The 24,647-nt window shown below is 47.5% G+C and carries 22 protein-coding genes; 10 read left to right on the top strand and 12 right to left on the bottom strand.

The features are described from left to right. The first annotated feature begins 392 nt into the window (after positions 1–392). Positions 393–908 carry an EAL domain-containing protein gene (locus B6A39_RS09465; RefSeq protein ID WP_083004538.1) on the top strand — a complete coding sequence of 172 codons (516 nt, stop codon included), beginning with the start codon at positions 393–395 and terminating at the stop codon, positions 906–908. Beyond that, the gene (locus tag B6A39_RS09460; RefSeq protein ID WP_198036772.1) at positions 883–1,611 is read left to right on the top strand and encodes an EAL and HDOD domain-containing protein; all 729 of its coding nucleotides are present in this window, start codon (positions 883–885) and stop codon (positions 1,609–1,611) included. Before B6A39_RS09465 ends, B6A39_RS09460 begins: the two co-directional genes overlap by 26 nt. Before the next feature lie 28 nt (positions 1,612–1,639). Here B6A39_RS09460 and B6A39_RS09455 read toward each other — a convergent pair whose 3' ends face one another. Both B6A39_RS09455 and B6A39_RS09450 read right to left on the bottom strand, forming a co-directional pair. Further along, the gene (locus B6A39_RS09455) at positions 1,640–2,392 is read right to left on the bottom strand and encodes a VIT1/CCC1 transporter family protein (RefSeq protein ID WP_083004531.1); all 753 of its coding nucleotides are present in this window, start codon (positions 2,390–2,392) and stop codon (positions 1,640–1,642) included. 82 nt (positions 2,393–2,474) lie between these two features. Beyond that, positions 2,475–2,834, bottom strand: a complete 360-nt coding sequence (locus B6A39_RS09450) for a hypothetical protein (RefSeq protein WP_083004527.1) — start codon at positions 2,832–2,834, stop codon at positions 2,475–2,477. Between the two features lie 800 nt (positions 2,835–3,634). Between B6A39_RS09450 and B6A39_RS09445 the strand changes: the two genes are divergently transcribed. Both B6A39_RS09445 and B6A39_RS09440 read left to right on the top strand, forming a co-directional pair. After that, positions 3,635–4,150 (top strand): hypothetical protein, encoded by a 516-nt coding sequence (locus B6A39_RS09445; protein WP_083004524.1) that lies wholly within the window; start codon positions 3,635–3,637, stop codon positions 4,148–4,150. 4 nt (positions 4,151–4,154) lie between these two features. Further along, the gene (locus tag B6A39_RS09440) at positions 4,155–5,186 is read left to right on the top strand and encodes a GGDEF domain-containing protein (RefSeq protein WP_198036771.1); all 1,032 of its coding nucleotides are present in this window, start codon (positions 4,155–4,157) and stop codon (positions 5,184–5,186) included. A 36-nt stretch (positions 5,187–5,222) separates the two neighbouring features. On the opposite strand, the gene B6A39_RS09435 is transcribed toward B6A39_RS09440, so the two are convergent. Further along, entirely contained in the window at positions 5,223–5,912 is a 690-nt protein-coding gene (locus tag B6A39_RS09435) for a Crp/Fnr family transcriptional regulator (RefSeq protein ID WP_198036770.1), read from the bottom strand. 548 nt (positions 5,913–6,460) lie between these two features. Here B6A39_RS09435 and B6A39_RS09430 point away from each other — a divergent pair. Beyond that, entirely contained in the window at positions 6,461–9,211 is a 2,751-nt protein-coding gene (locus B6A39_RS09430; protein ID WP_083004513.1) for a cation-translocating P-type ATPase, read from the top strand. A 105-nt stretch (positions 9,212–9,316) separates the two neighbouring features. On the opposite strand, the gene B6A39_RS09425 is transcribed toward B6A39_RS09430, so the two are convergent. The 3 genes from B6A39_RS09425 to ppnN form a co-directional block, all read right to left on the bottom strand. Then, a complete protein-coding gene (locus tag B6A39_RS09425; protein WP_083004510.1) occupies positions 9,317–9,517 on the bottom strand; it encodes a hypothetical protein in 201 nt (66 codons plus the stop codon). Between the two features lie 124 nt (positions 9,518–9,641). After that, positions 9,642–10,367, bottom strand: a complete 726-nt coding sequence (locus B6A39_RS09420) for a sulfite exporter TauE/SafE family protein (RefSeq protein ID WP_083004507.1) — start codon at positions 10,365–10,367, stop codon at positions 9,642–9,644. Positions 10,368–10,437: 70 nt separating this feature from the next. Continuing rightward, positions 10,438–11,820 (bottom strand): nucleotide 5'-monophosphate nucleosidase PpnN, encoded by a 1,383-nt coding sequence (gene ppnN, locus B6A39_RS09415; RefSeq protein ID WP_083004503.1) that lies wholly within the window; start codon positions 11,818–11,820, stop codon positions 10,438–10,440. Between the two features lie 176 nt (positions 11,821–11,996). Between ppnN and B6A39_RS09410 the strand changes: the two genes are divergently transcribed. After that, positions 11,997–12,899, top strand: a complete 903-nt coding sequence (locus B6A39_RS09410; protein ID WP_083004500.1) for a LysR family transcriptional regulator — start codon at positions 11,997–11,999, stop codon at positions 12,897–12,899. A gap of 64 nt (positions 12,900–12,963) precedes the next feature. Here the strand turns inward: B6A39_RS09410 and gcvP are convergent, their stop codons facing one another. After that, positions 12,964–15,858 carry an aminomethyl-transferring glycine dehydrogenase gene (gcvP, locus tag B6A39_RS09405; RefSeq protein WP_083004496.1) on the bottom strand — a complete coding sequence of 965 codons (2,895 nt, stop codon included), beginning with the start codon at positions 15,856–15,858 and terminating at the stop codon, positions 12,964–12,966. 77 nt (positions 15,859–15,935) lie between these two features. Continuing rightward, positions 15,936–16,325: a glycine cleavage system protein GcvH gene (gcvH, locus tag B6A39_RS09400; RefSeq protein WP_083004493.1), complete on the bottom strand. Its 390-nt coding sequence runs from the start codon at positions 16,323–16,325 to the stop codon at positions 15,936–15,938. Between the two features lie 410 nt (positions 16,326–16,735). Between gcvH and B6A39_RS09395 the strand changes: the two genes are divergently transcribed. Both B6A39_RS09395 and gcvT read left to right on the top strand, forming a co-directional pair. Then, positions 16,736–18,145, top strand: a complete 1,410-nt coding sequence (locus B6A39_RS09395) for an alanine/glycine:cation symporter family protein (protein WP_083004490.1) — start codon at positions 16,736–16,738, stop codon at positions 18,143–18,145. Between the two features lie 93 nt (positions 18,146–18,238). Continuing rightward, complete coding sequence (gene gcvT / locus B6A39_RS09390) at positions 18,239–19,351, top strand: glycine cleavage system aminomethyltransferase GcvT (RefSeq protein ID WP_083004486.1); 1,113 nt, start codon at positions 18,239–18,241, stop codon at positions 19,349–19,351. A 51-nt stretch (positions 19,352–19,402) separates the two neighbouring features. Here gcvT and B6A39_RS09385 read toward each other — a convergent pair whose 3' ends face one another. The 3 genes from B6A39_RS09385 to B6A39_RS09375 all read right to left on the bottom strand — a co-directional run bounded on the left by B6A39_RS09385 (position 19,403) and on the right by B6A39_RS09375 (position 22,206). Continuing rightward, the gene (locus tag B6A39_RS09385) at positions 19,403–20,200 is read right to left on the bottom strand and encodes a LysM peptidoglycan-binding domain-containing protein (RefSeq protein ID WP_083004482.1); all 798 of its coding nucleotides are present in this window, start codon (positions 20,198–20,200) and stop codon (positions 19,403–19,405) included. An 83-nt stretch (positions 20,201–20,283) separates the two neighbouring features. Beyond that, positions 20,284–21,165, bottom strand: a complete 882-nt coding sequence (locus tag B6A39_RS09380) for an acyltransferase (protein ID WP_083004479.1) — start codon at positions 21,163–21,165, stop codon at positions 20,284–20,286. Positions 21,166–21,312: 147 nt separating this feature from the next. Beyond that, positions 21,313–22,206, bottom strand: coding sequence for a LysR family transcriptional regulator (locus tag B6A39_RS09375; protein WP_083004476.1), 894 nt, complete (start codon positions 22,204–22,206; stop codon positions 21,313–21,315). A gap of 147 nt (positions 22,207–22,353) precedes the next feature. On the opposite strand from B6A39_RS09375, the gene B6A39_RS09370 reads away from it, so the two are divergent. Beyond that, a complete protein-coding gene (locus B6A39_RS09370; protein WP_009724478.1) occupies positions 22,354–23,052 on the top strand; it encodes a CoA transferase subunit A in 699 nt (232 codons plus the stop codon). 45 nt (positions 23,053–23,097) lie between these two features. Beyond that, positions 23,098–23,763: a CoA transferase subunit B gene (locus tag B6A39_RS09365; protein WP_083004472.1), complete on the top strand. Its 666-nt coding sequence runs from the start codon at positions 23,098–23,100 to the stop codon at positions 23,761–23,763. 40 nt (positions 23,764–23,803) lie between these two features. On the opposite strand, the gene B6A39_RS09360 is transcribed toward B6A39_RS09365, so the two are convergent. Then, positions 23,804–24,571 (bottom strand): DUF1338 family protein, encoded by a 768-nt coding sequence (locus tag B6A39_RS09360; protein ID WP_083004469.1) that lies wholly within the window; start codon positions 24,569–24,571, stop codon positions 23,804–23,806. Positions 24,572–24,647 lie beyond the last annotated feature (76 nt).

The raw sequence follows: 24,647 nt of genomic DNA, 5'->3' as shown, positions 1-24,647 counted from the left end.
CTGTCACTCCGACCAAACATATAAAACGGTCACTTAGCTATTGCAGCGGTGGCCGTTTTTGGTTTTAAGTTTAACGCTACACGAACAGTTATATAACTTATGTTGTTATCTGCATAACTGCTGAATGGCTAGCCTACACCTTTCTTCTGTATTGTCTTCAAAGGCCCTCCGTGGAGTTGCTTGTCAGTTTTAAGTTGACCAGCGCTGCACCCTATGTCGAGCGTTATGAAGCACTAATCCTGTAACGTTTTTCATTCTAAACTATGACGTTCGTTCAGCCAGCATCCATTAACCAATCAATATTATATGCTAAATAAAACTAATTAAGGTACATTACCGCCTTTAAGCAGACTAGCGCATAGGGATTGCGAGTCGAGTGCAATGGAGAAGTTATGGCTGAACAAATGTCGCTTGCAGTACTTATGGCAGCCCAGCCTATTTTTGATCGTCACCAAAAAATGGTTGCTGCTGAGTTACTATATCGAAGCGACGATAATCGTAGCGTTTTTGATATTGGTGAAAAACAGGCGACCACTGAGCTGCTTTATAACCTCGGCACAGGTATCACAGAGCAGATTAGTCATTTTCAAACACTGGTGTTTATTAATGTGTCGGCCGATTTTCTTATGTCGCGAGCATTTTTGCCTGTGCCGCCTGAAAACGTAGTCATTGAACTCGTTGAGCGCATAGAGCCGACACAAGCGCTTGTCGAAAGTGTGCGTCATTGGCACCAGCAAGGATTTCGCTTTGCTTTGGATGATTTTGAGTTTAAGCCCAGCTGGCATGCGCTTCTTGAGTTTGCTTCCTATATAAAGGTCGATACGTTGGGCGCCAATCCGCAGGAAGTTCTCAGAAAAAAAACAAGCGCTCTCCCATTATTCAGTGACATGGCTTGCCGAGCGCGTTGAAACCAAAGCAGAGTACGAAATTTATTACAATGCGGGTTTTGAGCTATTCCAAGGTTATTATTTTGCTAAACCGTCTATCGTTTATGGCAAAGTACTGCCTCCGTCTTCGTTACAGTTAACACGAATTCTGAGTGCGCTATCCAATCAAAATGTAGGCATTGGTGAGCTTGCAGAAATGGTGTCTGCAGACCCTAATCTCGCCGTTAAATTGCTCAAAATTGCTAATAGCCCACTTTACCGCGGCCATGTTCCCCTCGAAAGCGTGCACGATGTGATTGCTCGGTTAGGGTTAGACTATCTTCGCCGCTGGATGCTGGTTTTTGGTGTATTGAAAGACAGTACTCGAGAACATGCTGAGCTAATCCTTACACGCGCTCATTTGTGCGAACTGCTGACAAAAACGCACCGAGTTCGAGGCAATCGGGGAGCTGATGCTTATCTAGTGGGGCTAATGTCGGGTGTTGACTTACTACTCAAAATTGAGCCTTCAATATTTATCGAATCTGTTAATGTCAGTAACGCGATAGCTGACGCAGTTGTCAAGGAGGCAGGAACTCTTGGTAAGCAGCTTAAATTAGCACGTAAGATTGAGCGGTGTGTGATGTTAAAGCGCATAGACTTATTAGAGCCATCTTGGCTGGATCTATATTGTCAGGCACGCAGGCATGCAATTGAGGTTGTGAAGCTTTCTGAAACACTATGATTATTTTAGCTAGGTAGGGCTCATAGGCCTAAACTGCCAATAGACTCTGTGCGAAATAGCCTGTTGCAAAGGCGAGCCCAGCCGCGGTGGTGCCCATGAAGAGAGTACGCAGGCCCGAGCGCCAGGCCGGTAGGCCGTAGACGGCGCTTTTGAGCATACCAATCGCGAGGAATACGCCGCCAGCCAGTCCTAGACTGGCTAAAAACTGCGTTATGGTTGCTAAGTTAGATACTGTATATGGAAGTAACGGCAGAGCGCCCACTATCAAAAAAGCACCAAAGGTAACTAACGCTGCGCGAAGAGGGTTAAGTCCAACAGATGAAAGGCCATGCTCTTCTTGTAACATAGTGGTCACCCATCTATCGGGTTCCCGGCATAATGTTTCCACTACTTGTTCAAGAAGTTCTCCTTCGAACCCTTTGGCTTGAAAAATTTGGCGAATCTCTTCGCGTTCGCCCTCAGGCACCAGATCAATATGCTGTCGTTCGGTGCGCTCAGTACTGGCGATTTGAGCTAGCTGTGCTTGCCCAGCTTCGTAATTACTTACTGCCATACTAAACCCGTCAGCGAGTAAGTTAGCAAAACCAAGTACAAGTGCTACTTGTGGTGAGAAACCTGCACCAAATGCCCCTGATACGACCGCGAAGGTCGTCACGCAACCATCGATACCGCCGAGCACAGCATCAGGCAGTGTTGATGCTTTTACTGGAGTGCCTAGTCGCTTACGCACTGCATCAGGGTGATGGTCGCGAAGAAGGCTTTCACGACTTGGGGTTGGCATGTCGATGCCTCATGCTTTTTTGGGTAAAAGGGCCGTTTAATAACGACTAACAGCCCTTATGTTAGCTTAGCTACTACCCAGATCAGAGCTCACTCCATATTCGCTCTCGTAAATCTTCGCTGAGTTCAGATACTTTTCGCATTCGGTTGAAAGTAGCTTCTGTCATATCTCCTGCAATATTGTGGTAGCAAGTTGTCATTGATGACGGGGTTTGGGGTCCTTCAAAACCGAGCATGCAGTAGGTTAGCTTGCTGTATATGGGAGCCACCGTTGAAATAAAATCCAGTTCATGGCGAAGTGCTTCATTGGCCGCTTCTAGCCAGATACGTTGTAGCTTGGCGGCCGAATGCGTGGTTTCCACCCAAGGCTGATACCAAAGCACCAACATAGACTCGTTGCTGACGGGCTTTGCTGTCAGATTTGGAAACAGTAATGTTGTCATTGTATTGGTTCCTCATGTGCCGTTTGAAATAGCATAGCCGTGCTTAGCATGGAGTTTGTTATTAATAGCGATTCATTTGACGTTGGTCACTTTTTGTATTTCATGCAATAAGATCTAACTTGGTTTGCTCTATGCCAAGCTATATCGAGTGGCTACTAAGGTGATAATTGGTCAGGCGATTGATTAGCTTGCTATTAAAATGTGTTATATAAGAGCTATCTCTATGCATTTTATTTTGCTCCATATTTCAATTGTTTATACAGGTAGGATCTGCTTTTTTTCCATAAATTATTTTTACAGCTTATTTGTATTGTTTTTGTACAAATTGAGAAGTGGGGTATGTGGGCTTCTGTATTAAAACGTAGTGTAACCTACGGCCTTTTGAGAAGAGCAGAGCGCTTATTAGATTTTGTTCAATTAAATTATTGTGCTCATCGTTTACGCCAACATCAAGCGATAAGAAAATAAGCTTCTACGTAATGATTACGTTTGGTCGATGCTGGTTTTTATAGTTAGTACATAAGTGAAATTACTCATTATTTCGTTGTAACTATATGTTTTAATTTGAATAACATCAAACCGGTGATGCTTAATTAATATTTTTGTTAGAATAATTATAAAATCCTAAATTTGATGAGTTAAAAAATAATACGAAAATATGATTGGTTTCGTTATTGGTGTACTGTATTCATATTTTTTAATAAAGTTGACAAATGTCATAGAAAATAAAGTTTGTTTCGACCTACGATAGGGCTATTCATGACTCTATACCTACTTAGTTCACAGCGAGAAACAAGTATATGGAAAAGATAGTATTTCCTAATTTTCTACCTTATGAGCAGCTCGATTTAGCGCACTCCCATGAGTCTATGGAACTTAATCGATATAGATGGTTGGCTCTTAGCTTTCTTCCTGTTGACCCTTCTGTTAGCCGTTTAATGAGCTCAATTGGGTTAGAGTGTGTGCACCGTCTTAGCAATCTTCATGAAGCTGCTGTGCAGTTAGGGCTAGATGCTTGCGTGAATGATCCTCCCGCTTGGGAGCTCCCAAGCTGTTACAGAAATAGCAGTCGACATTTTTTTGTCATAGACGAACGTATGGGGCAGCATTTACTTGAGTATGCTGAAGAATCTGCTAGCGAAACGTATGTTTTTTTCAATCGCCTATTGGAAACAAATGCTACACCTGAACTGCATAAAGCATTGTGGAATTGCGTAAACCAAAAAAATAATGAGTTGAAGGTGATTAAAGAGTATAGAGAGTGTTGGAAGTCTGACTCTTTAGAGCTGAATACCACTAAAATAAATGAAATATAAGTGCATGAGTTTTTTTAATAAGGGGGGAGTGGCCATGCTTTCATTTTGGAGTGCGTTAAGAAATATAAATCAGTTTGGTAGTAATGCTTTTTTAATAATGGAAAATCTGCTTGGATTTTTTCCTAGACAGATGTTTTTTGTACAAATTATCGAAAAAAATAAATTTATTATAATAGCAATAGATCCATCTAAAAATGATAGATTAAGTTGCGAAATTGAATTTGAAAATAAGCACCTTGGTTATTTTTTCTCAAAAACGGTTAGTGAAGAAGTAGTAGAAAGCTGCGCTCAATGTATAGAGGAGTGTACATCTGCGTGTTATGAGTCGCCTGTTAAAAATATTTATGAGAAAAGCCTTAAGGGAGGGAGCCAGCTGGTTTTATTGCCAATTTCTGATGCACAGAGTTCCCTGTCACATTTGCTTGGAATTATCTACGAAAAGAATCTGAATAATACAGTAAATGAGGTTAATAAATATATCGAAAATGAAGTAGAGAGGCAAGTTAAGGAGCGGACTGCTAAATTAATGGCTACTAACGAGGAACTGTTTTATCTAGCCAACCACGATTTTCTCACTGGTTCATATAATCGCCGCTATCTTTTAGAATTAGCTAATGCTGAGTTTAAGCGTGTTCGCCGGTATGGACTATCTCTATGCTTGATGATGCTCGATCTTGACCATTTCAAGGCAATTAATGATGAGCAGGGTCATCCTGTGGGAGACGAAGCACTTAAAGAAGTCGCAAAAACGCTCCTTGAAACAGTACGGGATTGTGACCATGTAGGCCGATATGGTGGTGATGAATTTATAATTGTGTTGCCAGAAACAGATGTTTCCGGTGCTATGCTAATAGCCGAGCGATTGAGAGAAGCCTTAAATAGCGTTAAACTTACTATAAGTATCGGTATTGCTAAGCTAGAGCGTGATGATGTTTGTATTGAAGCACTAATTCATCGTGCTGATCATTTGCTTCTGAAAGCTAAACGTAGCGGGCGAAATAGAATTGAATCAATTGCAGTCAAATATTCAGCTTAATTTTCGGCCTTTATAGTATTTTTCAGTGTGATATTTTTATGTTTTTTCGGCTATGTTAGCTAAACCTTCAGGGTTTAATATCAAATATTCGTGGCCATTAGCCGCAAGTAGCCCCTCGTTTTCGAACCGGCTAATAATGCGACTAACTGTCTCTGAAGCCATGCATAGATAATTTGCTATGTCTTGTCTCGACATGGGTAGCCTGAAAGCGTTGGGAGAATATCCTTGTTCACGAAATTTACTAGACATAGTAATAAAAAAATACGCCAATCTAGAGTCTGATGACTGGCTTAGTGTACGCCACATGCGATTGTGTTCATTACGCATCGACCTGCTTAGAATTCTTAATAATTGGATATGACTTGTCTTTGTTATTGGTAGGTCTTCTATTTTGCTGAATTTTATTAATGATAGACCAGATGTTTCTATCGATGTGACAGAGCCACTATAATGCGCTTCACAAATTGAATCTAGTCCTATCAGATCTCCTGGGAAGAAAAAATGTGTAATTATCTCATTTTCTGAGGATTTTTTTAATTGGCTTTGTTTTAACAGTCCACTATGAACAAGATATAAGCCTTTGAATTTTTCACCATTAGTTATTAGTGTTGTTTTTTTGCGTAGAGTAAATAAAGGTTGAGAAAACGTTAGAAGTGTTTTTAAATCGTTAAATGAGGGTGAAGCGGAAATGCTTTTATTATTCGAAGACGTAAAAGATGTATTCATTTTAATAACCCTCCTTGTGAAAATATACATTTTCTATAACAAATTTTGTTTGTAGAATTTTTAATATAAATTAAGGTGAGTTTTCAAGTGTTTGATTTATAAGCTCATGGTCGGTATTTTTTAGAATTATTTTTTGATTTTATACGATATCTTTAATATTACAATATTTTGACCATTCCTTTAATTTAGTAGTATTTTTTCTTATTTGTTAGCTAAGCATGAAAAAAATTTTCAGCAGTATGATTTTTAATTTATTTTCTACTACAGGTGTTTTTTTTTGTATAACCATTGTGAAAGTCAATTTTCGAATTTGAGTTACTAGCCCAATCACGTAGCATTATTTATGACGTAGTGACATTTTGATTGGCAAAAATAAATCAAAAAACGTTACGGTAAAAATATTCAACTTAATACACCCAATGCTTTAATCCTGCTTGAGTAGCATTTTTTGCGTTGAATCATTTCCTTGTTATTTAATAGGTAACAGCAGTACTGCAGCGCAGCAACCTGCGGTAAGCTGACGGTATAGTTAACAAGGGAGCTTATGGATGGAAAACCCTCAAACACCCGCGAAATCTTCGCCAGAGTGGCATAGTGCCTCGATAAATCAAGCGCTTGAGTGGCTGACCGCCACTGACGACGGCCTATCCACGGAAGAGGCTCATTTGCGTTTAGAACGCTACGGGCCGAATCGTCTTCAGCAGGCTTTGGGGCGTCCTTGGTATCGGCGCTTATTGGATCAGCTCAACAATATTTTAATTCTTATACTGCTGGTTGCTGCTATTGCCAGTTTCCTGCTTGGGCATGTCATCGATGCGGCGGCCATTGTGGGAGTAGTGGCCGTGATTGCGCTAATTGGTTTTATCCAGGAAGGAAAAGCTGAGCAGGCACTTGATAGCATCCGCAACATGCTTTCCCCCCAGGCCAATGTTTTACGAGACGGTAAGCGCACTACCATTCCTGCCGAAGCGTTAGTGCCAGGGGATATTGTGCTGGTGGAGAGTGGCGATCGGATACCTGCGGACGTTCGTCTTATTGAAGCGCGGCGCTTTCGCACCGACGAGGCTGCATTAACAGGAGAGTCGGTTCCTGTAGAGAAACAAGCTGACCAAGTGAATGCAGATACCGATCTTGCGGAACGAAGCAGCATGGCGTTTGCCAGCACAATTGTAGTGCAAGGCAATGCTCGGGGGTTGGTTGTTGAGACGGGTCGCCACACTGAAATCGGTAAAATTTCAGAACTTCTGCGTGGTGTTGAAAAAATCAAGACACCGCTGCTTCAGCAGCTTGATCGTGCAGGCAGGGTGCTCGCAGTTTTTATTTTAGGTGCTGCAGCCATTACCGCGTTATTAGGCACACTTATTCACGATCAACCCGCTGCGGATATGTTTATGGCTGCTGTCGGTCTAGCGGTGGCCGCGATTCCCGAAGGGCTACCCGCCATTGTCACCATTGGGCTCGCGCTTGGTGTGCAAAGCATGGCGAAGCGCAACGCCATTATTCGTCGGCTTCCTGCTGTAGAAACGTTGGGCTCAATCTCGACAATTTTTTCAGATAAGACGGGCACTTTGACGCGCAATGAAATGACGGCCCAAGCGATATGGCTGGGTGACGAGCAGTTTCTCATCGAGGGTATTGGATTCTCACCCGAAGGATCTTTTTATCGATTGAGTGCCAGCGGTGAAAAAGAAACAGAGCCTGTCGATATGGATGGCTCTTATCCGTTAAGTGATTTTTTACGTGCGGGCATATTGTGTAACGACACTGAGCTGCATCAGCAGACGGGACAGTATCAGATTTTTGGTGACCCGACAGAGGGCGCGTTAGTGGTTGCCGGTGAAAAAGCAGGTATAAAAACGTCAGAGGTGCGCCAGCAGTTTCCTCGGGTAGATGCGATCCCTTTTGAGTCAGACTTTAAGTACATGGCCACTCTGCATGTAGAAGCGGATGGCCAGCGTGTCATCGTAAAGGGGGCGCCTGATCGCTTGATAGAAATGTGCGACAGCGTTGCTACCACGCAAGGCGCTGTCGACATTGATCGTAATGAATGGGAAAAGCGTATTCACGAGCTTTCCTCGCGAGGCTTACGCGTTCTAGCTATTGCGGATAAACCTGCTGCTGAAATGGATGAGCTTGATCATCACCATATTGAAGGCGGGTTGCGCTTATTGGGAATTATTGGCTTGCTAGATCCGCCAAGAGAAGAGGCGATTGAGGCGGTTAAGCGTTGCCAACAAGCGGGTATTCGTCCCGTTATGATTACCGGTGATCATGCTTCAACAGCGCTGGCTATTGCTAAACAACTTGGTTTTGCGCAAACCCAGAAAGCGCTTACTGGGCGAGAAATTGAAGCGATGTCCGATACAGCGTTAGAAGATATCATTTTAGAGATTGATGTCTTTGCTCGGGCATCACCCGAGCACAAATTGCGTTTAGTTAAGGCGATGCAGTCGCAGGGCGGGGTTTGTTCCATGACCGGGGATGGCGTAAATGATGGACCTGCTTTAAAACGTGCTGATGTCGGCGTTGCTATGGGTGTGCAGGGGACTGAGGCAGCGAAAGATGCTTCTGAAATGGTACTGGCAGACGATAACTTTGCAACCATTGTCAGTGCTATTGAAGAAGGTCGCAAAGTCTACGATAACATCCGTAAAACGATCACTTTTATTCTTCCGACTAACGGCGCTCAGGGTTTGGCGATTATGTTGGCTGTGCTGTCAGGTTCAGTGTTGCCGGTAACACCGTTACAGGCATTATGGGTGAATATGGTAGTGGCAATTACGCTAGGCTTGGCATTAGCGTTTGAGAGGGGGGAAAAAGACTTAATGGCGCGCAAGCCAAGAGACCCTAAAGCACCGCTACTTGATCTTTTTTTATTGTGGCGGGTGATTTTTGTCTCTGTACTGCTGCTTGTTGGCGTTTTCGGAATGTTCTCTTGGATACTCAACCAAGGCGGCAACGAAGCATTAGCGCGTGCAGGGGCGGTCAATATGCTGGTCACTGGCAGTGCTGCCTATTTAATCAATAGCCGCTTTTTAATCAACAGTACGCTGTCGTTTGCCGGTATTTTTGGCAGCCGACCGGTATGGATCGCCATCGCGATGGTGATGCTGCTCCAAATGGCGTTTACATACTTGCCCTTTATGCAGCTTATTTTTGGAAGTGAAGGGCTAAGCCTGACGCATTGGATAGCTATTTTCATCGGTAGCTTAGTGATTTATCTGCTAATCGAAGTGGAAAAAATGGTGTGGCGTATACTTAAGTCTAAGCAGATTCAAGCTAAGTTAAGCACAAACTAAGTTAAGCACAAACTGAGCAACGCTAAGGCACAGACTAAACGCCACCTACAGCAACTGAAAACCGCTGTAGGTGGCGTTTTATATGGGCTCGTTGGTAGCGCTTATTTAACCTTGCGCTTTGTGATCAGCAAGAGCCGCTGCGACAGCTTCCTCCCATTGGCCTGCGGTAATATCCCAGTGCGCCATTTCATCCTGATCCGGCGACCCTTCTGAGGCAGCATTCAGCTCTTCTGGGGAGTAGCGTTCAAAGCAGTGCTTGGCGAACGCCTTGGTTTTTCCATCCCGCAGTTGGTCAATCATTTCCATACTAGTTATCCTTTCCTTGGTGGTAGTTAGCACCTTGTTATTGACGCCTGGACAAGGTGTAACGATTACCTCATCAGTGTAGCGCCTAGACACCATTCCTGCCCAGTGAGGCGGTAGTCATCGTTTAAAGCGCAGCATCTACAATAATTTTGACTGCAATTCCTGCCAGTAACAGCATAATGAGATTATCAAACCAACGGTGTGGCAGGCGTTTGCCGAGCTGTGCGCCGATCGGCATGGCAGCGAGAATAACGAATAGTGCTATAAAACTATAAAGTGTGCGTTCCAGTGTAAGTATTTCTGCACTCAGCAGCGCGGGTATTTGCACGCAGGTGATGGCAACAAAAAAAACAGAGATAGAGCCGATAAACACGCGACGCTCTAACTGCATTGCGTTTAAAAACGTCACAGACGCGGGTGCTGACATCCCCGCCGCGCCTTGCAGAACGCCAGCGAGCAAACCGACGGGCAACACGATGCGGTTTGCAGTAGCGAAAGGAAGGGCGAGCGTTCGCCTAGCTATCTTGATAACTAAATAGAGCACGATCGATGCCGCCACGCCGAGCGATAAAAGAGTGGGTGATAGCACGACTAAGCCCCATGTGCCCAGCACAATGCCTAATCCACCTGATAGAGAGAAGGCGGCGAGAAAGCGCAGCGGTAACAGATGGTGCCGATATTGCCATACTTGTAAAACATTGCTGAACAAATTGGGCGCAATCAACACGGCAATAGCCAGCTTCACGTCGTAAAGCATAGTGAGTACAGGTACGACGATGACTGGTACGCCAGAACCGATTGCACCTTTGACGATGCCTGCTGCAACTAGCGTTAAAAAAGCAATAATCACAGTGAGTTCCCTAGCGGATCAGGCACAGCAAATTGGCTGTGCCTGATAGATACTAATATTGCTAAATTAGTTATCTTAGAACATAGCAGGGCGTATAAGCTTGCCCATCAAGTTTCATGCGTCCTTGGGCGACAAATGAGGTTAATAGCTCGTCTAAGCGCTGCATAAGCTCTGGTTCAGCGGTTAACTCAAAAGGCCCATGGGCTTCAATTGCTCGAATGCCCGGCTCTTTAACGTTACCTGCCACAATGCCAGAAAAGGCACGACGCAAGTTAGCCGCTAGTTCATGGGTAGGTTGCTGACGATGAAGCGCGAGACCGCGCATAGCTTCATGGGTGGGCTCGAAGGGGGCCTGAAAGTCACGCGCAATGGTAAGACGCCAGTTATAGTAAAAAGCGTCCTGGTGCTTGCGGCGGAAGTCTGCGATCTCGTCAATTTCTTCACGCATTTTGCGTGCGACGGCCACTGGATTGCCGGTGATAATTGTGTAATAGCGGCGGATATCTTCGCCCAACGTATAAACTAAGAATTCATCTATTTTCTGGAAGTACTCGGCTGAATCAGCTGGGCCGGTAAACACGAGTGGGAAAGGAATATCGTGATTACTTGGATGAAGCAGAATTCCTAGAAGGTAAAGAATTTCTTCTGCAGTACCCACACCTCCGGGGAAAACAATAATACCGTGCCCTAAACGCACGAATGCTTCGAGCCGTTTTTCGATGTCTGGCATGACAACCAGCTCGTTAACGATTGGATTGGGTGCTTCGGCTGCAATGATACCAGGCTCAGAAATACCCAAATAGCGACCATCTTTACGGCGCTGTTTTGCATGGGCAACGTTAGCCCCTTTCATGGGGCCCTTCATGGCACCAGGACCGCAGCCGGTGCAGATGTCTAGATCTCGCAAGCCAAGGTGATAACCAACGTCCTTGGTGTATTCATACTCTTCTCTGGAAATCGAGTGGCCACCCCAGCACACTACCAAACTTGGGTCACGTCCAGGCTTCAGCGTGCCAGCCTTGCGCAGGATATGAAACACTGCGTTAGTTGTGCCTTCACCCGTGGTTAAATCAAACCGCTTGTGGTGTTGAATTTCGTTGTAAACATAAACTATGTCGCGAAGAATTGATGATAAGTGTTCACGTATACCACGAATCATACGTCCGTCAACAAAGGCTTCGGCGGGAGCATTGGTTAGCTTAAGACGGATGCCGCGGTCTTGCTGTAGGACTTCAATATCAAAGTCTTTATAGGCCTCCATAATGGCCAAACTATCATCTGTTGGGCTGCCGCAATTAAGTACCGCAAGTGCACAGCGGCGTAGCAGGTCATGCAAGCCACTTTTAGACGTGCTTTTTAAGCGGTTAACCTCATGCTGGGAAAGCACTTCGAGGCTTCCTTCCGGGGAAATAATGCTGGAAATGGTGGCGCGCGGTACTGGGAGTTGCGTCATTAGTCTGGCTGTCCCTAATCATATTGTTAACAAAACCACATACTATCACGGCCTCTGCTAACTGAATTCAAGCAATAAGGGTAGTGCCTGGCCTTAGCGTCCGTTTAATAGTCGTATTGTGCTACCCTGTGCTTTCGTTGAGAGCACACGGTGGCAAGTCAAGATGGCGCTTTATTATGTTTAATGCCCAGTATTTTCGGACGTTTATAACGTTAGTGGAAACGGGGAGTTTCACACGAACTGCGCGCCGTTTGGAGATGACGCAGCCTGGCGTCAGCCAGCATATCCGCAAGTTAGAAAGTTATTTAGATAAACCGCTGATAGAGAGAAAGGGGAGAAGTTTTACGCTAACGGAGTCTGGGCGAAGGGCTTATGATTATGCGTTGAAGCTATTTGCCGAGCATGAACAGTTTCGCCATGGTTTAGATGATGATTCACTGGATAGCGGTGAATGCCGGATTGCATCCCCAGGAAGTGTCGGGCTGATGTTTTATCCTTTTATTCTTGGCCAGCAGCAGATGCACCCCAATTTAACAGTCAATTACAGTTTTGCTTTTAATCACGAAATTGTTAATGACCTGCTTGAAGGCCGCTACGATATTGGCATCGTGACTGAGCAGGTCAACCATACCGAACTGACCTGCACGGTATGGCATAAAGAGCCATTATGCTTAGTGGTGCCTGCTGATTTTGCTGGCAGCACGCTAACCGACCTGATGGGCATTGGTTTTCTTAATTACTACGACGGCATTAATCATGCTAATGCATTGCTGCGCGCCAACTATCCAGACGAGTTTCGATCTATGACGCATTTTCGTCATCAGGGTTTTACTAACGAAGTCAGCATGGTGCTGGATGCGGTCGCGCGCGGACTGGGTTTTACCGTTGTCTCACGCTTGGTGTTAGAAACGTCTCCCTGGCAGCGACAAGTTAAAGCGCTGGCACTCCCCCAAGGAATTAACGAAGTGCTTTATCTGCTGCGCCGACGAGACTCAGTCTTGCCGAAACGTTATGAAAAGCTATTGGATGGTTTTCATCACCAACGCCAGCAAGAAAAAACGCCCCTGGTGCCCGAATAACGAGCGCCAAGGGCGTTTAAGAGACAAGGATACCTTGTCTGCTTAAGAGCGTATGTGTTGAGTATTAGCGGCGATATTCATCAATGCTAGGGCAAGAGCAGATGAGCTGCCGATCACCGAATACGTTATCAACACGGTTAACCGCAGGCCAATACTTCGACGCAGCAACAGCTTCTGTTGGGAAGGCGCCCAGCTTGCGGTCATAAGGACGTTGCCACTCGTTATCCATCAAGTCCGCTTGTGTATGAGGAGCATTTACCAACGGGTTGTTATCCAGCGGCCATTCACCCTCTTCAACGCGTGCAATTTCATCTCGAATCGCGATCATGGCATCGCAGAATCGGTCAATTTCGTAGAGCGACTCAGATTCTGTGGGCTCGATCATTAATGTGCCTGGCACAGGGAACGACATAGTCGGCGCATGGAAGCCGTAGTCCATCAGGCGCTTAGCAATATCTTCTTCACTGATACCGGAAGCACTCTTGAGCGGGCGAATATCAATGATGCATTCGTGGGCAACATTGCCGTTTTTGCCACGGTACAGAATGGGATAAGCACTCTCTAATCGCTTGGCGATATAGTTAGCATTAAGAATAGCTAGTTCGGTGGCTTCTCGAAGCCCACGTGCCCCCATCATCTTAATGTAAGCCCAAGAGATGGGCAGAATTGACGCGCTACCAAATGCAGCGGCGGAGACAGCACCGTTTTCTGGGTTGACACCATTAATAGGCGTAACCACGTGATTGGAAACGAAGGGGGCAAGGTGGGCTTTAACACCAATGGGCCCCATCCCCGGGCCGCCACCACCGTGGGGTATACAAAATGTTTTGTGCAGATTGAGGTGCGAGACATCACCACCGAAGTCGCCGGGCCGCGTCAAACCCACTTGAGCATTCATGTTGGCTCCATCCACATACACTTGGCCGCCATGCTGATGTACTACCTCGCAAACCTTGCGAACATGGGATTCAAATACACCGTGGGTAGAGGGATAGGTGATCATTACTGCGGAGAGGCGATCACTGTGCTGCTCGGCTTTACGCGTTAGGTCATCCAAGTCAATGTTGCCGTTGGCGTCACACTCAACCACGACAACGTCCATGCTTAGCATGGCTGCAGACGCTGGGTTCGTGCCGTGGGCAGAGCTGGGGATTAAGCACACATCACGATGAGCTTCTCCTTGTGCTGCCTGATAACGACGAATGGCTAGCAGCCCCGCATATTCACCCTGGGCACCTGAGTTAGGTTGCATGGAGATATGGTCATAACCCGTCACTTCCACTAAGAAGGCGGCTAGCTCATCAATCATTTGATGATAGCCGGCCACTTGATCGCGAGGGGCGAATGGGTGGAGGTGAGCAAACGCAGGCCAGGAGATCGGAATCATTTCACTAGTAGCGTTTAGCTTCATGGTGCACGAACCCAACGGGATCATGGCATGAGCCAAGGAAAGGTCCTTGTTCTCTAGGCGTTTCAAGTAACGCAGCATCTCTGTTTCGCTGCGATAACGGGTAAACGTGGGGTGTTCCAAAAAGCTGCTTTCACGCCGATACTTCGAGGGAATGCCGCTGATGGCGTCACTAATGACCTGCCCATCGAGCGTTGCGACAGACAAGCCGTGCTCATCGCCTAACAAAACATCAAACAGCGTCGCGACGTCGTGAGCCGTTGTCGTTTCATCCAGGCTGATGCCCACATCGCCATTGGCGAAGTAATGAAGGTTGATATCATGGGTCATGGCGCGGCCATGAATTTTACCCGCATCTATTTGAGTTAGGCGGAGTGTATCAAACCAGCTGTCGTTCGCTAACGTTACCCCACCTTGCTTAAGGCCTTCCGCTAATAAAGTAGTGAGGCGATGCACGCGGCCTGCAATTTTGCGAAGACCTTCTGCACCATGGTAGGTGGCGTAGAAGCCAGCAATATTTGCTAGCAAGGCCTGCGCAGTACAAATATTGGAAGTCGCTTTCTCGCGGCGGATATGCTGCTCGCGGGTTTGCATGGCCATACGCAATGCAGTGTTACCGCGGCTATCTTTAGACACACCAATAATGCGGCCAGGAATAGAGCGTTTTAGTTTGTCGGAGGTGGCAAAGAAGGCAGCATGTGGGCCACCAAAACCCATGGGGACACCAAAACGCTGGGAGTTACCGACGACGATATCAGCGCCCATTGCTCCTGGCTCTTTCAGCAATACTAAGCTTAATAGATCCGTGGCAACGCACGTCATGATGCCACGTTCTTTGGCAGCACTTAATAGGGGAGAAATGTCGGTGATGTTGCCACTGGCGGAAGGGTATTGCACTAGGGCGCCAAACACATCGTGGTCTGCCAGCGTTTCAGCTGGGCCACTGATAAGCTCAAAGCCAAAAAACTCCGCGCGAGTTTTAATAACGTCTAACGTTTGCGGAAATAAATCATCGGCAACAAAGAAGGTGGTTGACTTACTTTTCTTATTGCTGCGCTTACACAGTGCCATCGCTTCCGCGGCGGCGGTCGCTTCATCCAGCAATGAAGCATTGGCAAGCTCCATGCCGGTTAAATCCATAATGACTTGCTGGAAGTTAAGCAGGCCTTCTAGTCGACCTTGAGAAATTTCAGGCTGATAAGGCGTGTAAGCGGTGTACCAGCCCGGATTTTCTAGCACGTTACGCTGAATGACCGCCGGCATGTGAGTGCCGTAATAGCCTTGCCCGATATAGCTTTTAGCTACTCGATTCTGGCGCGCCAGCTGGCTTAAATAGTCTAAAGCTTCTGCTTCGCTGCGTGGGTCGTCCAGGGCTAACTCACGGCCAAGGCGGATATCGCTTGGCACGGTTTGCTCAATAAGATCTTCCATGCGCTGCATATTGAGCGCTTTTAACATGGTGTCGACATCAGCGGGGCTAGGCCCATTGTGGCGTTTGATAAAAGCATCATGGTCGGCCAGTTCGGCCAAACGGCGTGTTTCAAATGGCATGGGAGGGTTCCGAACGTAATGAGAAAACCGCGCAGGGTGAAACTAGAAAGCCTGCTGTACGCAGGCTTTCCGACTAATTAATCGTCTGAACTAAGTGTTGCCTGATAAGCATCTGCGTCTAACAACCCTTCAAGGGCCGTGTCTGTCAGGCGCACCTTCATGATCCAGCCACCTTCATAAGGTGCTTCATTGACGGTCTCAGGCGAATCTTCAAGCGCCTCGTTGACTTCGATAACGTCACCGTTAACCGGCGAGTAGAGGTCAGAAGCAGCCTTAACAGACTCGATAACGCCAAATTCTTGGCCTTTGTTGAGTGTTTGACCGACTTCTGGCAGCTCAACGAAAACAACGTCACCCAACGCTTCTTGGGCATGATCCGTAATGCCGATCGTGACGGTTCCATCTTGATGGTCAAGAACCCATTCGTGGCTTTCGGCATAACGAAGATTGGCAGGAAGATTGCTCATGATGATTCCCTTTATGAAACAGTTGTCTGGACAGGAACATACTAACGCCTGTCGTTCGCCTTGGCGACTATCGGCCAGCTCTGGCTGGGGCGATATATGACACATGTTAACGTGTTTCCAATCGGAAACAAATTTCTTCAACGCCTCATGGTGGCAGAAAAGCATCTCTGAGTTTCCTGATACGTTACATCTGCTAGGATTTTTAAAAACAGATGCTTTCTCTGCTGAGTTGCGACATTACAATGGATGTGAACTAGGAAAATGGTGTAAAACATGCCAATCATGCGTTTTTTCAAAGCGTGAGACGCGCTATGGTGGAAACGCTTGATGCGACAGCAGCAATAAACAAGGCAGCCTGACTGCCCGGTACCCATAATAAACGAGCTAATCAACAGGGTAAGGAGAAACGCGTGGAAACATTAACTAACCTCCTAGGGGCAATTAACGGTGTCGTTTGGGGCCCGATAATGTTGGTCCTACTGCTAGGTGTGGGTATTTACTTACAGATTGGCTTGAAACTGATGCCGATTAGAAAGCTCGGTGTGGGTTTCAAGCTAATGTGGCAAGGTCGCGCCCCTAAGCCTGGCAAAGCAGACACTGATCAAGTGTCTGCTGAAAAAGACGGAGAGATTTCGCCCTTTGATGCATTAATGACGGCGCTATCCGCGACGATTGGCACAGGTAATATCGCGGGTGTGGCAACGGCAATTGCACTTGGTGGTCCAGGCGCGGTGTTTTGGATGTGGATCACTGCGTTAGTGGGGATGGCGACTAAATTTGCTGAAGCTGTTCTTGCTGTGCGTTACCGTGAAACCGACAGCACTGGTTACCACGTCGGTGGCCCGATGTTCTATATAAAAAATGGCCTCGGTAAGAAATGGCTCTGGTTAGGAGGGTTGTTCTCATTCTTTGGGGCGGTAGCGGCTTTCGGAATCGGTAATACCGTACAGTCTAACTCTGTGGCGGATGCCATGGACTCCACCTTTGGTGTTCCGCATTGGCTAACCGGTGTGATCATCATGGTGCTGGCGGGGGCTGTTATCCTGGGCGGCATTAAGCGCATAGCCAAAGTGGCTGGTAAGCTAGTGCCCATCATGGGTATTGCTTACGTGGTTGCTGGACTATTAGTACTGATTGTTAACGCAAGCCAAATTGGTGAAGCGTTTGGTTTGATTTTCTATTACGCCTTTAATCCGATGGCAGCTGCGGGTGGCTTTGCTGGCGCGGCAGTGATGGCTGCTATTCGGTTTGGTGTAGCACGCGGTATTTTCTCTAACGAAGCAGGTTTAGGTAGTGCGCCAATTGCACACGCAGCAGCGCAGACCAAAAACCCGGTTCGCCAAGGTCTCATCGCCATGCTGGGCACTTTCATTGATACCATCATCGTTTGTACCATTACTGCACTGGTTATTTTGACCTCCACGGTATGGATTGATGGTGAGGCGGGCGCATCGCTGACGGCTCTTTCTTTCGATGCTGCATTGCCCGGTTTTGGTAACCAGATCGTTGCAGTTGCCCTGGCTGTGTTTGCGTTCACCACGATTCTTGGCTGGTCTTTTTATGGCGAGAAGTGCTGTCAGTTCCTGTTCGGTACACGTTCGATTATGCTATATCGCGTGTTATTCGTGCTGGCAATCCCGCTGGGCGCTATCGCGCAGCTAGGTTTTATTTGGCTGATGGCCGACACCTTTAACGCCATGATGGCTATTCCGAACTTGATCGCCCTAGCGCTGCTTTCTCCGGTAGTATTTAAACTTACTCGTGACTACTTTGCTGGCAAAGAAGTGTTGCCAGGTGAAGCGCTTGATCATGATAAGTAAGCCCTGCTCAACGTAATGTGGGCCGATAAGATGTAATAGAGCCGGGAAGCCAGACATGGCTTCCCGTTTCTCTTTCTCGACCAAGGAAACCCCATGACCGACCTTAAACAGACGCCTCTCCATGAATTGCATCTTTCGCTAGGGGCTAAAATGGTTCCTTTTGCAGGTTATGAGATGCCGGTGCAATACCCACTGGGTGTCAAAAAAGAGCATGAGCACACGCGTCAGCAATGTGGGCTGTTTGATGTTTCTCATATGGGCCAAATAGCGGTGTCGGGCGACGATGTTGCCGAGGCGCTTGAATCACTCATACCAGCCGACCTAGTGGGTTTAAGCAAAGGTGAGCAGCGGTATGGGCTATTTACCGGGACTGATGGCGGTATTATCGATGATCTAATGGCAGTCAATGCAGGTGATCACTTTTATCTGGTCGTTAACGCTGCCTGTAAAGATCAGGACCTTGCTCATTTGCGCACTAATCTTGCTGCTACCCATCATATTGAGGTGCTTGATCGTGGCTTGCTGGCGCTGCAGGGGCCCCAAGCGAAGGCTGTCATGAAACGATTGTGTCCAGATGCGTGTGAGCTAACGTTTATGCAGCATGGCCGCTTCACAATGGCCGGTCAGGAAGTATGGATTAGTCGTAGTGGTTATACGGGTGAAGATGGCTTTGAAATATCAGTGGCCTCAGACACCTGTCAGACATTTGCAGAGCAACTGTTAGCAGAACCCGAAGTCGAAGCGATTGGTCTGGGTGCGCGCGACTCGCTTCGTTTAGAAGCTGGACTGTGTTTGTACGGGCACGATATGGATATGACGACGACGCCTGTAGAAGCTGGCCTTATTTGGGCGATTGGTAAGCCTCGTCGACATGGCGGTGAGCGTCCAGCAGGTTTTCCTGGAGCGGATCTTATTCTGCACCAAGTGGCCGCGAAAGATCATGCGCGTAAGCGGGTAGGGTTAGTGGCAGAAGGGCGTGCACCAGTAAGAGAAGGAGCGCTTTTAGTTGATGCAAAAGGCAATGAAATCGGTGTTGTAACTTCCGGTGGCTTTGGGCCAAGTGTTGGTAAGCCAATTGCCATGGGGTACGTGGGGCGTGAATGGGAAGCGCCTGAGACCACTGTTTATGCGCTGGTGAGAGGTAAACAGCTGCCGATGGTTGTGACAGCTACTCCATTTGTGAAGCCAGGCTATTATCGCGGCTAATACAATCACTGTTCATGAAAAAGCCCCTGAAAAAATCAGGGGCTTTTTACTTCATCTTAATACTTGTCGGGGGTCGATAGGCTTTCCTCCTTGCCGCAGGTCGAAAAGCAGGTCGTAGCGTTGTGAAGCACTGCTTTGGCCGACATCACAAAGTGGGTCGCCTGTACTCACTTGCTGGCCGACACGGACTAAGATGCGTTCGCAAAGTGCGTAGACGGTTTGTAAGTTATCCGCATGATGGATAATGACAACTTCGCCAAGCTGCCGCATTCCATCGGCAAACCGTACTTCACCTGGCGCGACTGCTTGGGCTTTAGCACCTGCCTGAGTGGCCAGTAGCATAGGTTGTAGCGTACCACGGCTATCGGCACCAAAGCGGCGCACAATGCGATAGTCTTCTAAGGGCCAAGGCCAGCGGCGCGCAGATGCAGGCAGGCTTGCGCTTGGCGTCGGAGCCGACGTTGGCTGGCTAGTGCTAGCACTGCTTGAGGGCGTGCTGCCGCTAAGCGGTACACTGACAATTTGGCCAACTCGAAGCGCCGTAGGAGAGGTGCCCGGATTGGCACTCTGTATACGTCCTGAGGTGGTGCCAAAGTGACGCGCAATACTTGAGTAAGTATCGCCAGGCCGGATCTGGTAGCGATAGGGCCCACCAGAGGGCGCTCGCTCTTGCTGGGTAGGTATTAATAGACGTTGTCCAACGTTTAAGCGTTGCGCATTTGTGCCAGGGTTGAAGCGTTCAAGACGCTCCAGTGGAACGTTTGCTCGGTTCGCAAGTTTCCCCAGCGTATCGCCGCGCTGTACCTCTACCCATTCACCATTAATTTGGCCGGCAGTGCTACTGGGCATAGGGTTATTTTGATCATTTGAAGAGGGAGAGCCAGCACATCCCACTAACAACGTTGTTAGCACACAGACCGCTAACCACCGAGCTAGTCGTGGTTGGTTTGCTTGGCTAGCAAGGCGTCTTTTTCCTGCCAGAGTGAATTGATCCATGCGTGGAAACGTTCCTTGTGCTGCTGTTCTTCGTGATAGTTGGCTTCGTTCATCCATTGGGGGATAGCGAGCTGCCTTGCGTTAAGTGTGATGCAAGCTTCTTTTCCGCATAGAAAACCCCAGAAAGTTGGCGCTGGGTTTTCATAGCTGATGGTTACATCCAAAATGCCATCCAGTTTGTCGCCAAGCAGGCTAAGCACCTGTGAAACACCGCCAGCTTTGGGCCTTAATAAATGCCGAAATGGACTTTGCTGTTTTTCACGCTTTGCCACGGTAAAGCGTGTCCCCTCGACAAAATTAAATATTGCGATGGGGGCATTTCTGGCTTGTTGGCAAACGCGCTCTGTAGATTCGCGGTCAATAGTGGCGAGCTTGGGGTTTTTAGCAAGTTGCTCACGACTGAAACGCCGCATAAAAGGGAATTCTAACGCCCAAAATGCCAGTCCGACGATAGGAATCCAAATTAACTGATGTTTCAAAAAGAACCGTGGCATTGGAATACGGCGATGCAATGCCATAAAAAGAATGAAGATATCTGTCCAGCTACGGTGGTTTGAGATAACCAGCCACCACTGATGTGGGCTGAGGGAGTCAGGAATGCTGATATTGACATCAGGTTTGATCCACCGGCGCATCCACCACAGATTTGCGCCAATCCAATTGAGTGCAACCCTGCATAGTCCATTAAGAATCTTCTGTTTTTGATGTCGACCTGGGGTGATGACTTTTAACAGTGTTAACAAAATGAGCGGCACGCCCCAAAACAGCGTCGTTAGCGTCAGCAACAACAGACTGACGACTCCTTTGGCAGTAGACATACCACAGTTCCTTTTACGTATGATGACACTAATGGTGCAATTCTAGCGTTAGGTGACCAAGTTATAAGTAACTCCACGTAAATGCTAAAGGATCACGTCCACGCTGCCCAGTATATTACGAAACCTTTGCATACTTAACGGGTTGGGCTAGGTCGTCAGTGTCGGTGTGTTGATACCTTCGATTAGCACTTTGCTCAGTGCCTGCGCCGCGACGGATAATTCATGATGCGTCAGTATACCAACTCGGCAGGCAATCCCTGGGGAAGTTAAGGGAACGCAACGAGCGCCTAGTTGATGCATTTGCTGAATGCACATTGAAGGCACGGCACTTACACCTAAGCCATCTGCCACCATTCTACCAACAGTTGAGAGCTGATGGCTTTCAAAAGCGACCGGTAAGTCAATGTGTTGTTTGGCAAGCCCCTGTTCTAATAATCTGCGCACCATTGATGGGCGTTGCAGTGTAATAAAATCCTGTTGTAACAATGTGGCCCAGCTCAGTGTGTTGGCTTGGGCCAAGTCTGATTGGGGTGGTACAACAGCGATAAACTGATCTTCAAAGAGTGGTGTAAACGTTAAGCTGCCGGTTCCTTCGGGTAAAAAGGCAATGCCGATTTCAACTTGGCGAGAGCGCACCATGTCGATGACTTCTTCGTTGATAACATCATGAACAGTAATATTGATCTTGGGGTATTGCCGACGGAAGGTAACCAGGGCCCTGGGCAGCAAATTACACGCAAAAGAAGGCATGGCTGCTACGCTTAAACGGCCAAGCTGGAGCGTGAAGCGCTGGCGCAGTCGCTCTTCGGTATTATCCCACTGAGCAAGTAAATGCTTAGCCAGTGGGAGAAGGGTGTCACCCTCAGGTGTGAGTCGGACGCTACGGGTACTGCGTATCAACAGTTTTCCCCCCAGCGAATCTTCAAGCCCTTTGATGGCCAAGCTGAGTGCCGGCTGAGACAGGTGCAGGCGCTCGCAGGCTTGGGTAAAGCTTAGGGTTTGGGCTACCGCAAGAAAAGCGCGAAGTTGCTTGACGGTCATACTGACCCTTTAATAAGTTGTTTATATAAATTGATAAGAAAAACAAACTTAACAAATATATCATCTGGTACAACACTGGCTGTACAGATCCAACCGCATCATAACGACGCGTGCAACGTACCACCGATAATAATGCGAGGCATAACAATGGCAGGATTTGATAAGCGTGTATCTTCCTATGAGGAAGCAATGGAAGGCATTGAAAGTGGCATGACCGTTATTGCTGGCGGTTTTGGCCTTTGCGGCATCCCTGAAAATTTGATCGCTGAGATTAAACGTCGGGCTGTCACTGATCTAACGGTAGTGTCTAACAATTGCGGTGTTGATGGTTTTGGGCTAGGTGTGCTGCTCGAAGATCGTCAGATTCGTAAAATTCTCGCTTCCTATGTTGGCGAGAATGCAATGTTTGAACAGCAAATGCTTAACGATGAAATTGAAGTTGTGCTAACACCCCAAGGCACGCTAGCCGAGAAGATGCGCGCTGGTGGTGCGGGTATCCCCGCCTTTTATACCGCTACAGGCTACGGCACGCCTATTGGTGAAGGTAAGGAGGTACGTGAATTTAATGGCCGCCATTATATTTTAGAAGAAGCCATTACCGGCGACTTTGCGATTGTTAAAGGCTGGAAAGCAGATCGGTATGGCAACGTCATGTATCGGCATACGGCACAGAACTTCAACCCGATGGCAGCTACTGCTGGAAAGATAACGGTTGTAGAAGTTGAGGAAATTGTTGAACCAGGCGAATTGGAGCCAAGCCAGATCCATACCCCCGGTATCTATGTGGATCGCATTATTCAGGGCTCATTCGAGAAGCGCATCGAAAAACGCACGGTACGTAGCTGATCGCTCTCTGGTTTAGACATTTTCACTCAATAAGAGGTATACACCATGGCTTTAACACGTGAGCAAATGGCACAGCGCGTTGCGCGTGAACTTGAAGATGGCTTTTACGTCAATTTAGGTATTGGCATTCCCACGTTGGTTGCTAATTATGTGCCTGACGGCATTGATGTCATGCTGCAGTCCGAAAATGGTCTGTTGGGAATGGGGCGCTTCCCCACTGAGGAAGAAGTTGATGCTGATATGATCAACGCCGGTAAGCAGACGGTTACCGCTCGTCCAGGAGCTGCTATTTTCTCTTCAGCAGAATCATTCGCCATGATTCGTGGCGGTCATGTGGATCTGACCGTATTGGGGGCCTTTGAAGTGGACCAAGAGGGAAATATTGCTTCATGGATGGTGCCAGGCAAACTCATCAAAGGGATGGGTGGCGCGATGGATTTGGTCGCTGGCGCAGAAAATATTATCTGTACCATGACGCACGCCTCGAAACACGGTGAGTCCAAGTTACTAGAAAAGTGCACGTTGCCTCTCACGGGGGCAGGTTGCATCAATCGCGTATTGACCGATCTCGCTTATCTGGAAATTAAAGACGGAGCTTTTATTCTCAAAGAGCGTGCTCCGGGTGTCAGTGTGGAAGAAATTGTTGAAAAAACAGCGGGCAAGCTGATTGTGCCTGACCACGTTCCAGAAATGACATTTGACGTTGAATAACCCCTAGACGAATACTCCTAACGGGCGTGAGCTAATCAGCTCACGCCATTTCACAGCGAGTGTGAAAAGGTAGCAGTATTTCAGAGATACGCTCATGGTCGTCGCCGACATGTTTTTGCACAAGTGCTAGCCCCCCCAAACAAAGACGATGCTCATCGCCTGAGTTGAAAACGATTTTTTGTGGCATTGCAGGATAAAATCGATGTTCAACTAGTGGCGAAACGGAAAATACGCCATTTTGTTGCCCGTCAAAACTGGGCATGCCACATGCTTCAAGCTGATTATGCAAGGTGTCTAGTGGTTCGCCAATCGTTGAGCAGTCGAAACCTGCATGATGTAATCTGGGGCCCATGATTGCTAGCCAGGCAGCGAGGGGGTGTGCCTGTTGCAGTTGCTGATAAAGTGCCCAAGAGGGCATTGGCCATGGGCGTCCTCGGCATAGCAAATTTTGCCCTTTGCAATCGGCCGGATGACTTTGCAGCACAAGCTGCGTTAGTGCTTCGCGGGGTGCTTTTGAAAGCGTACCAAGCTGCAACTCTGCTAGTACCAGCCAACTGCTATTGTCGTTAGGTGCAAGTAAATGCACCAAAAGGCCTTTATCAGCCATAGCATAATGGCCAACTGAGCGGTAGCCCATATGCGCAAGACTGGCGTTGAGTTCGCTAGTAGCAAAGGGGCCATAATTTAGGGTGACCAAGGTCAAATACTCGGCTGACGTATTTGGTGGCCACAATCTCAGTCCGCCAAGGTCTGGGTGTGTATGTACGTAGTCCAGCCAAAGCTGTTGGACAAACTCCTCTCGCTGCATTGGGGTACCCTCGCTGCCTAATCGAACGTCACATAAACTGTGCTACTTCAGTATAGGCAAGCGAAGATTTGGTTGT

It is taken from the genome of Halomonas sp. GT (assembly GCF_002082565.1).
Taxonomy (GTDB): Bacteria; Pseudomonadota; Gammaproteobacteria; order Pseudomonadales; family Halomonadaceae; genus Vreelandella.
Note: the sequence above shows the minus strand (reverse complement) of the source record. Positions and strands in the feature narration are given on the sequence as shown.

What these genes read in the sequence shown, in the direction of transcription:
- B6A39_RS09385 (WP_083004482.1), bottom strand. Translation starts at nt 20,200, where the DNA reads ATGCCCAGTAGCACTGCCGGCCAAATTAATGGTGAATGGGTAGAGGTA.
- B6A39_RS09450 (WP_083004527.1), bottom strand. Translation starts at nt 2,834, where the DNA reads ATGACAACATTACTGTTTCCAAATCTGACAGCAAAGCCCGTCAGCAAC.
- gcvP (WP_083004496.1), bottom strand. Translation starts at nt 15,858, where the DNA reads ATGCCATTTGAAACACGCCGTTTGGCCGAACTGGCCGACCATGATGCT.
- B6A39_RS09445 (WP_083004524.1), top strand. Translation starts at nt 3,635, where the DNA reads ATGGAAAAGATAGTATTTCCTAATTTTCTACCTTATGAGCAGCTCGAT.
- B6A39_RS09380 (WP_083004479.1), bottom strand. Translation starts at nt 21,165, where the DNA reads ATGTCTACTGCCAAAGGAGTCGTCAGTCTGTTGTTGCTGACGCTAACG.
- B6A39_RS09435 (WP_198036770.1), bottom strand. Translation starts at nt 5,912, where the DNA reads ATGAATACATCTTTTACGTCTTCGAATAATAAAAGCATTTCCGCTTCA.
- B6A39_RS09360 (WP_083004469.1), bottom strand. Translation starts at nt 24,571, where the DNA reads ATGCAGCGAGAGGAGTTTGTCCAACAGCTTTGGCTGGACTACGTACAT.
- ppnN (WP_083004503.1), bottom strand. Translation starts at nt 11,820, where the DNA reads ATGACGCAACTCCCAGTACCGCGCGCCACCATTTCCAGCATTATTTCC.
- B6A39_RS09370 (WP_009724478.1), top strand. Translation starts at nt 22,354, where the DNA reads ATGGCAGGATTTGATAAGCGTGTATCTTCCTATGAGGAAGCAATGGAA.
- B6A39_RS09425 (WP_083004510.1), bottom strand. Translation starts at nt 9,517, where the DNA reads ATGGAAATGATTGACCAACTGCGGGATGGAAAAACCAAGGCGTTCGCC.
- gcvH (WP_083004493.1), bottom strand. Translation starts at nt 16,325, where the DNA reads ATGAGCAATCTTCCTGCCAATCTTCGTTATGCCGAAAGCCACGAATGG.
- B6A39_RS09375 (WP_083004476.1), bottom strand. Translation starts at nt 22,206, where the DNA reads ATGACCGTCAAGCAACTTCGCGCTTTTCTTGCGGTAGCCCAAACCCTA.
- B6A39_RS09455 (WP_083004531.1), bottom strand. Translation starts at nt 2,392, where the DNA reads ATGCCAACCCCAAGTCGTGAAAGCCTTCTTCGCGACCATCACCCTGAT.
- B6A39_RS09465 (WP_083004538.1), top strand. Translation starts at nt 393, where the DNA reads ATGGCTGAACAAATGTCGCTTGCAGTACTTATGGCAGCCCAGCCTATT.
- B6A39_RS09410 (WP_083004500.1), top strand. Translation starts at nt 11,997, where the DNA reads ATGTTTAATGCCCAGTATTTTCGGACGTTTATAACGTTAGTGGAAACG.
- gcvT (WP_083004486.1), top strand. Translation starts at nt 18,239, where the DNA reads ATGACCGACCTTAAACAGACGCCTCTCCATGAATTGCATCTTTCGCTA.
- B6A39_RS09440 (WP_198036771.1), top strand. Translation starts at nt 4,155, where the DNA reads ATGAGTTTTTTTAATAAGGGGGGAGTGGCCATGCTTTCATTTTGGAGT.
- B6A39_RS09365 (WP_083004472.1), top strand. Translation starts at nt 23,098, where the DNA reads ATGGCTTTAACACGTGAGCAAATGGCACAGCGCGTTGCGCGTGAACTT.
- B6A39_RS09430 (WP_083004513.1), top strand. Translation starts at nt 6,461, where the DNA reads ATGGAAAACCCTCAAACACCCGCGAAATCTTCGCCAGAGTGGCATAGT.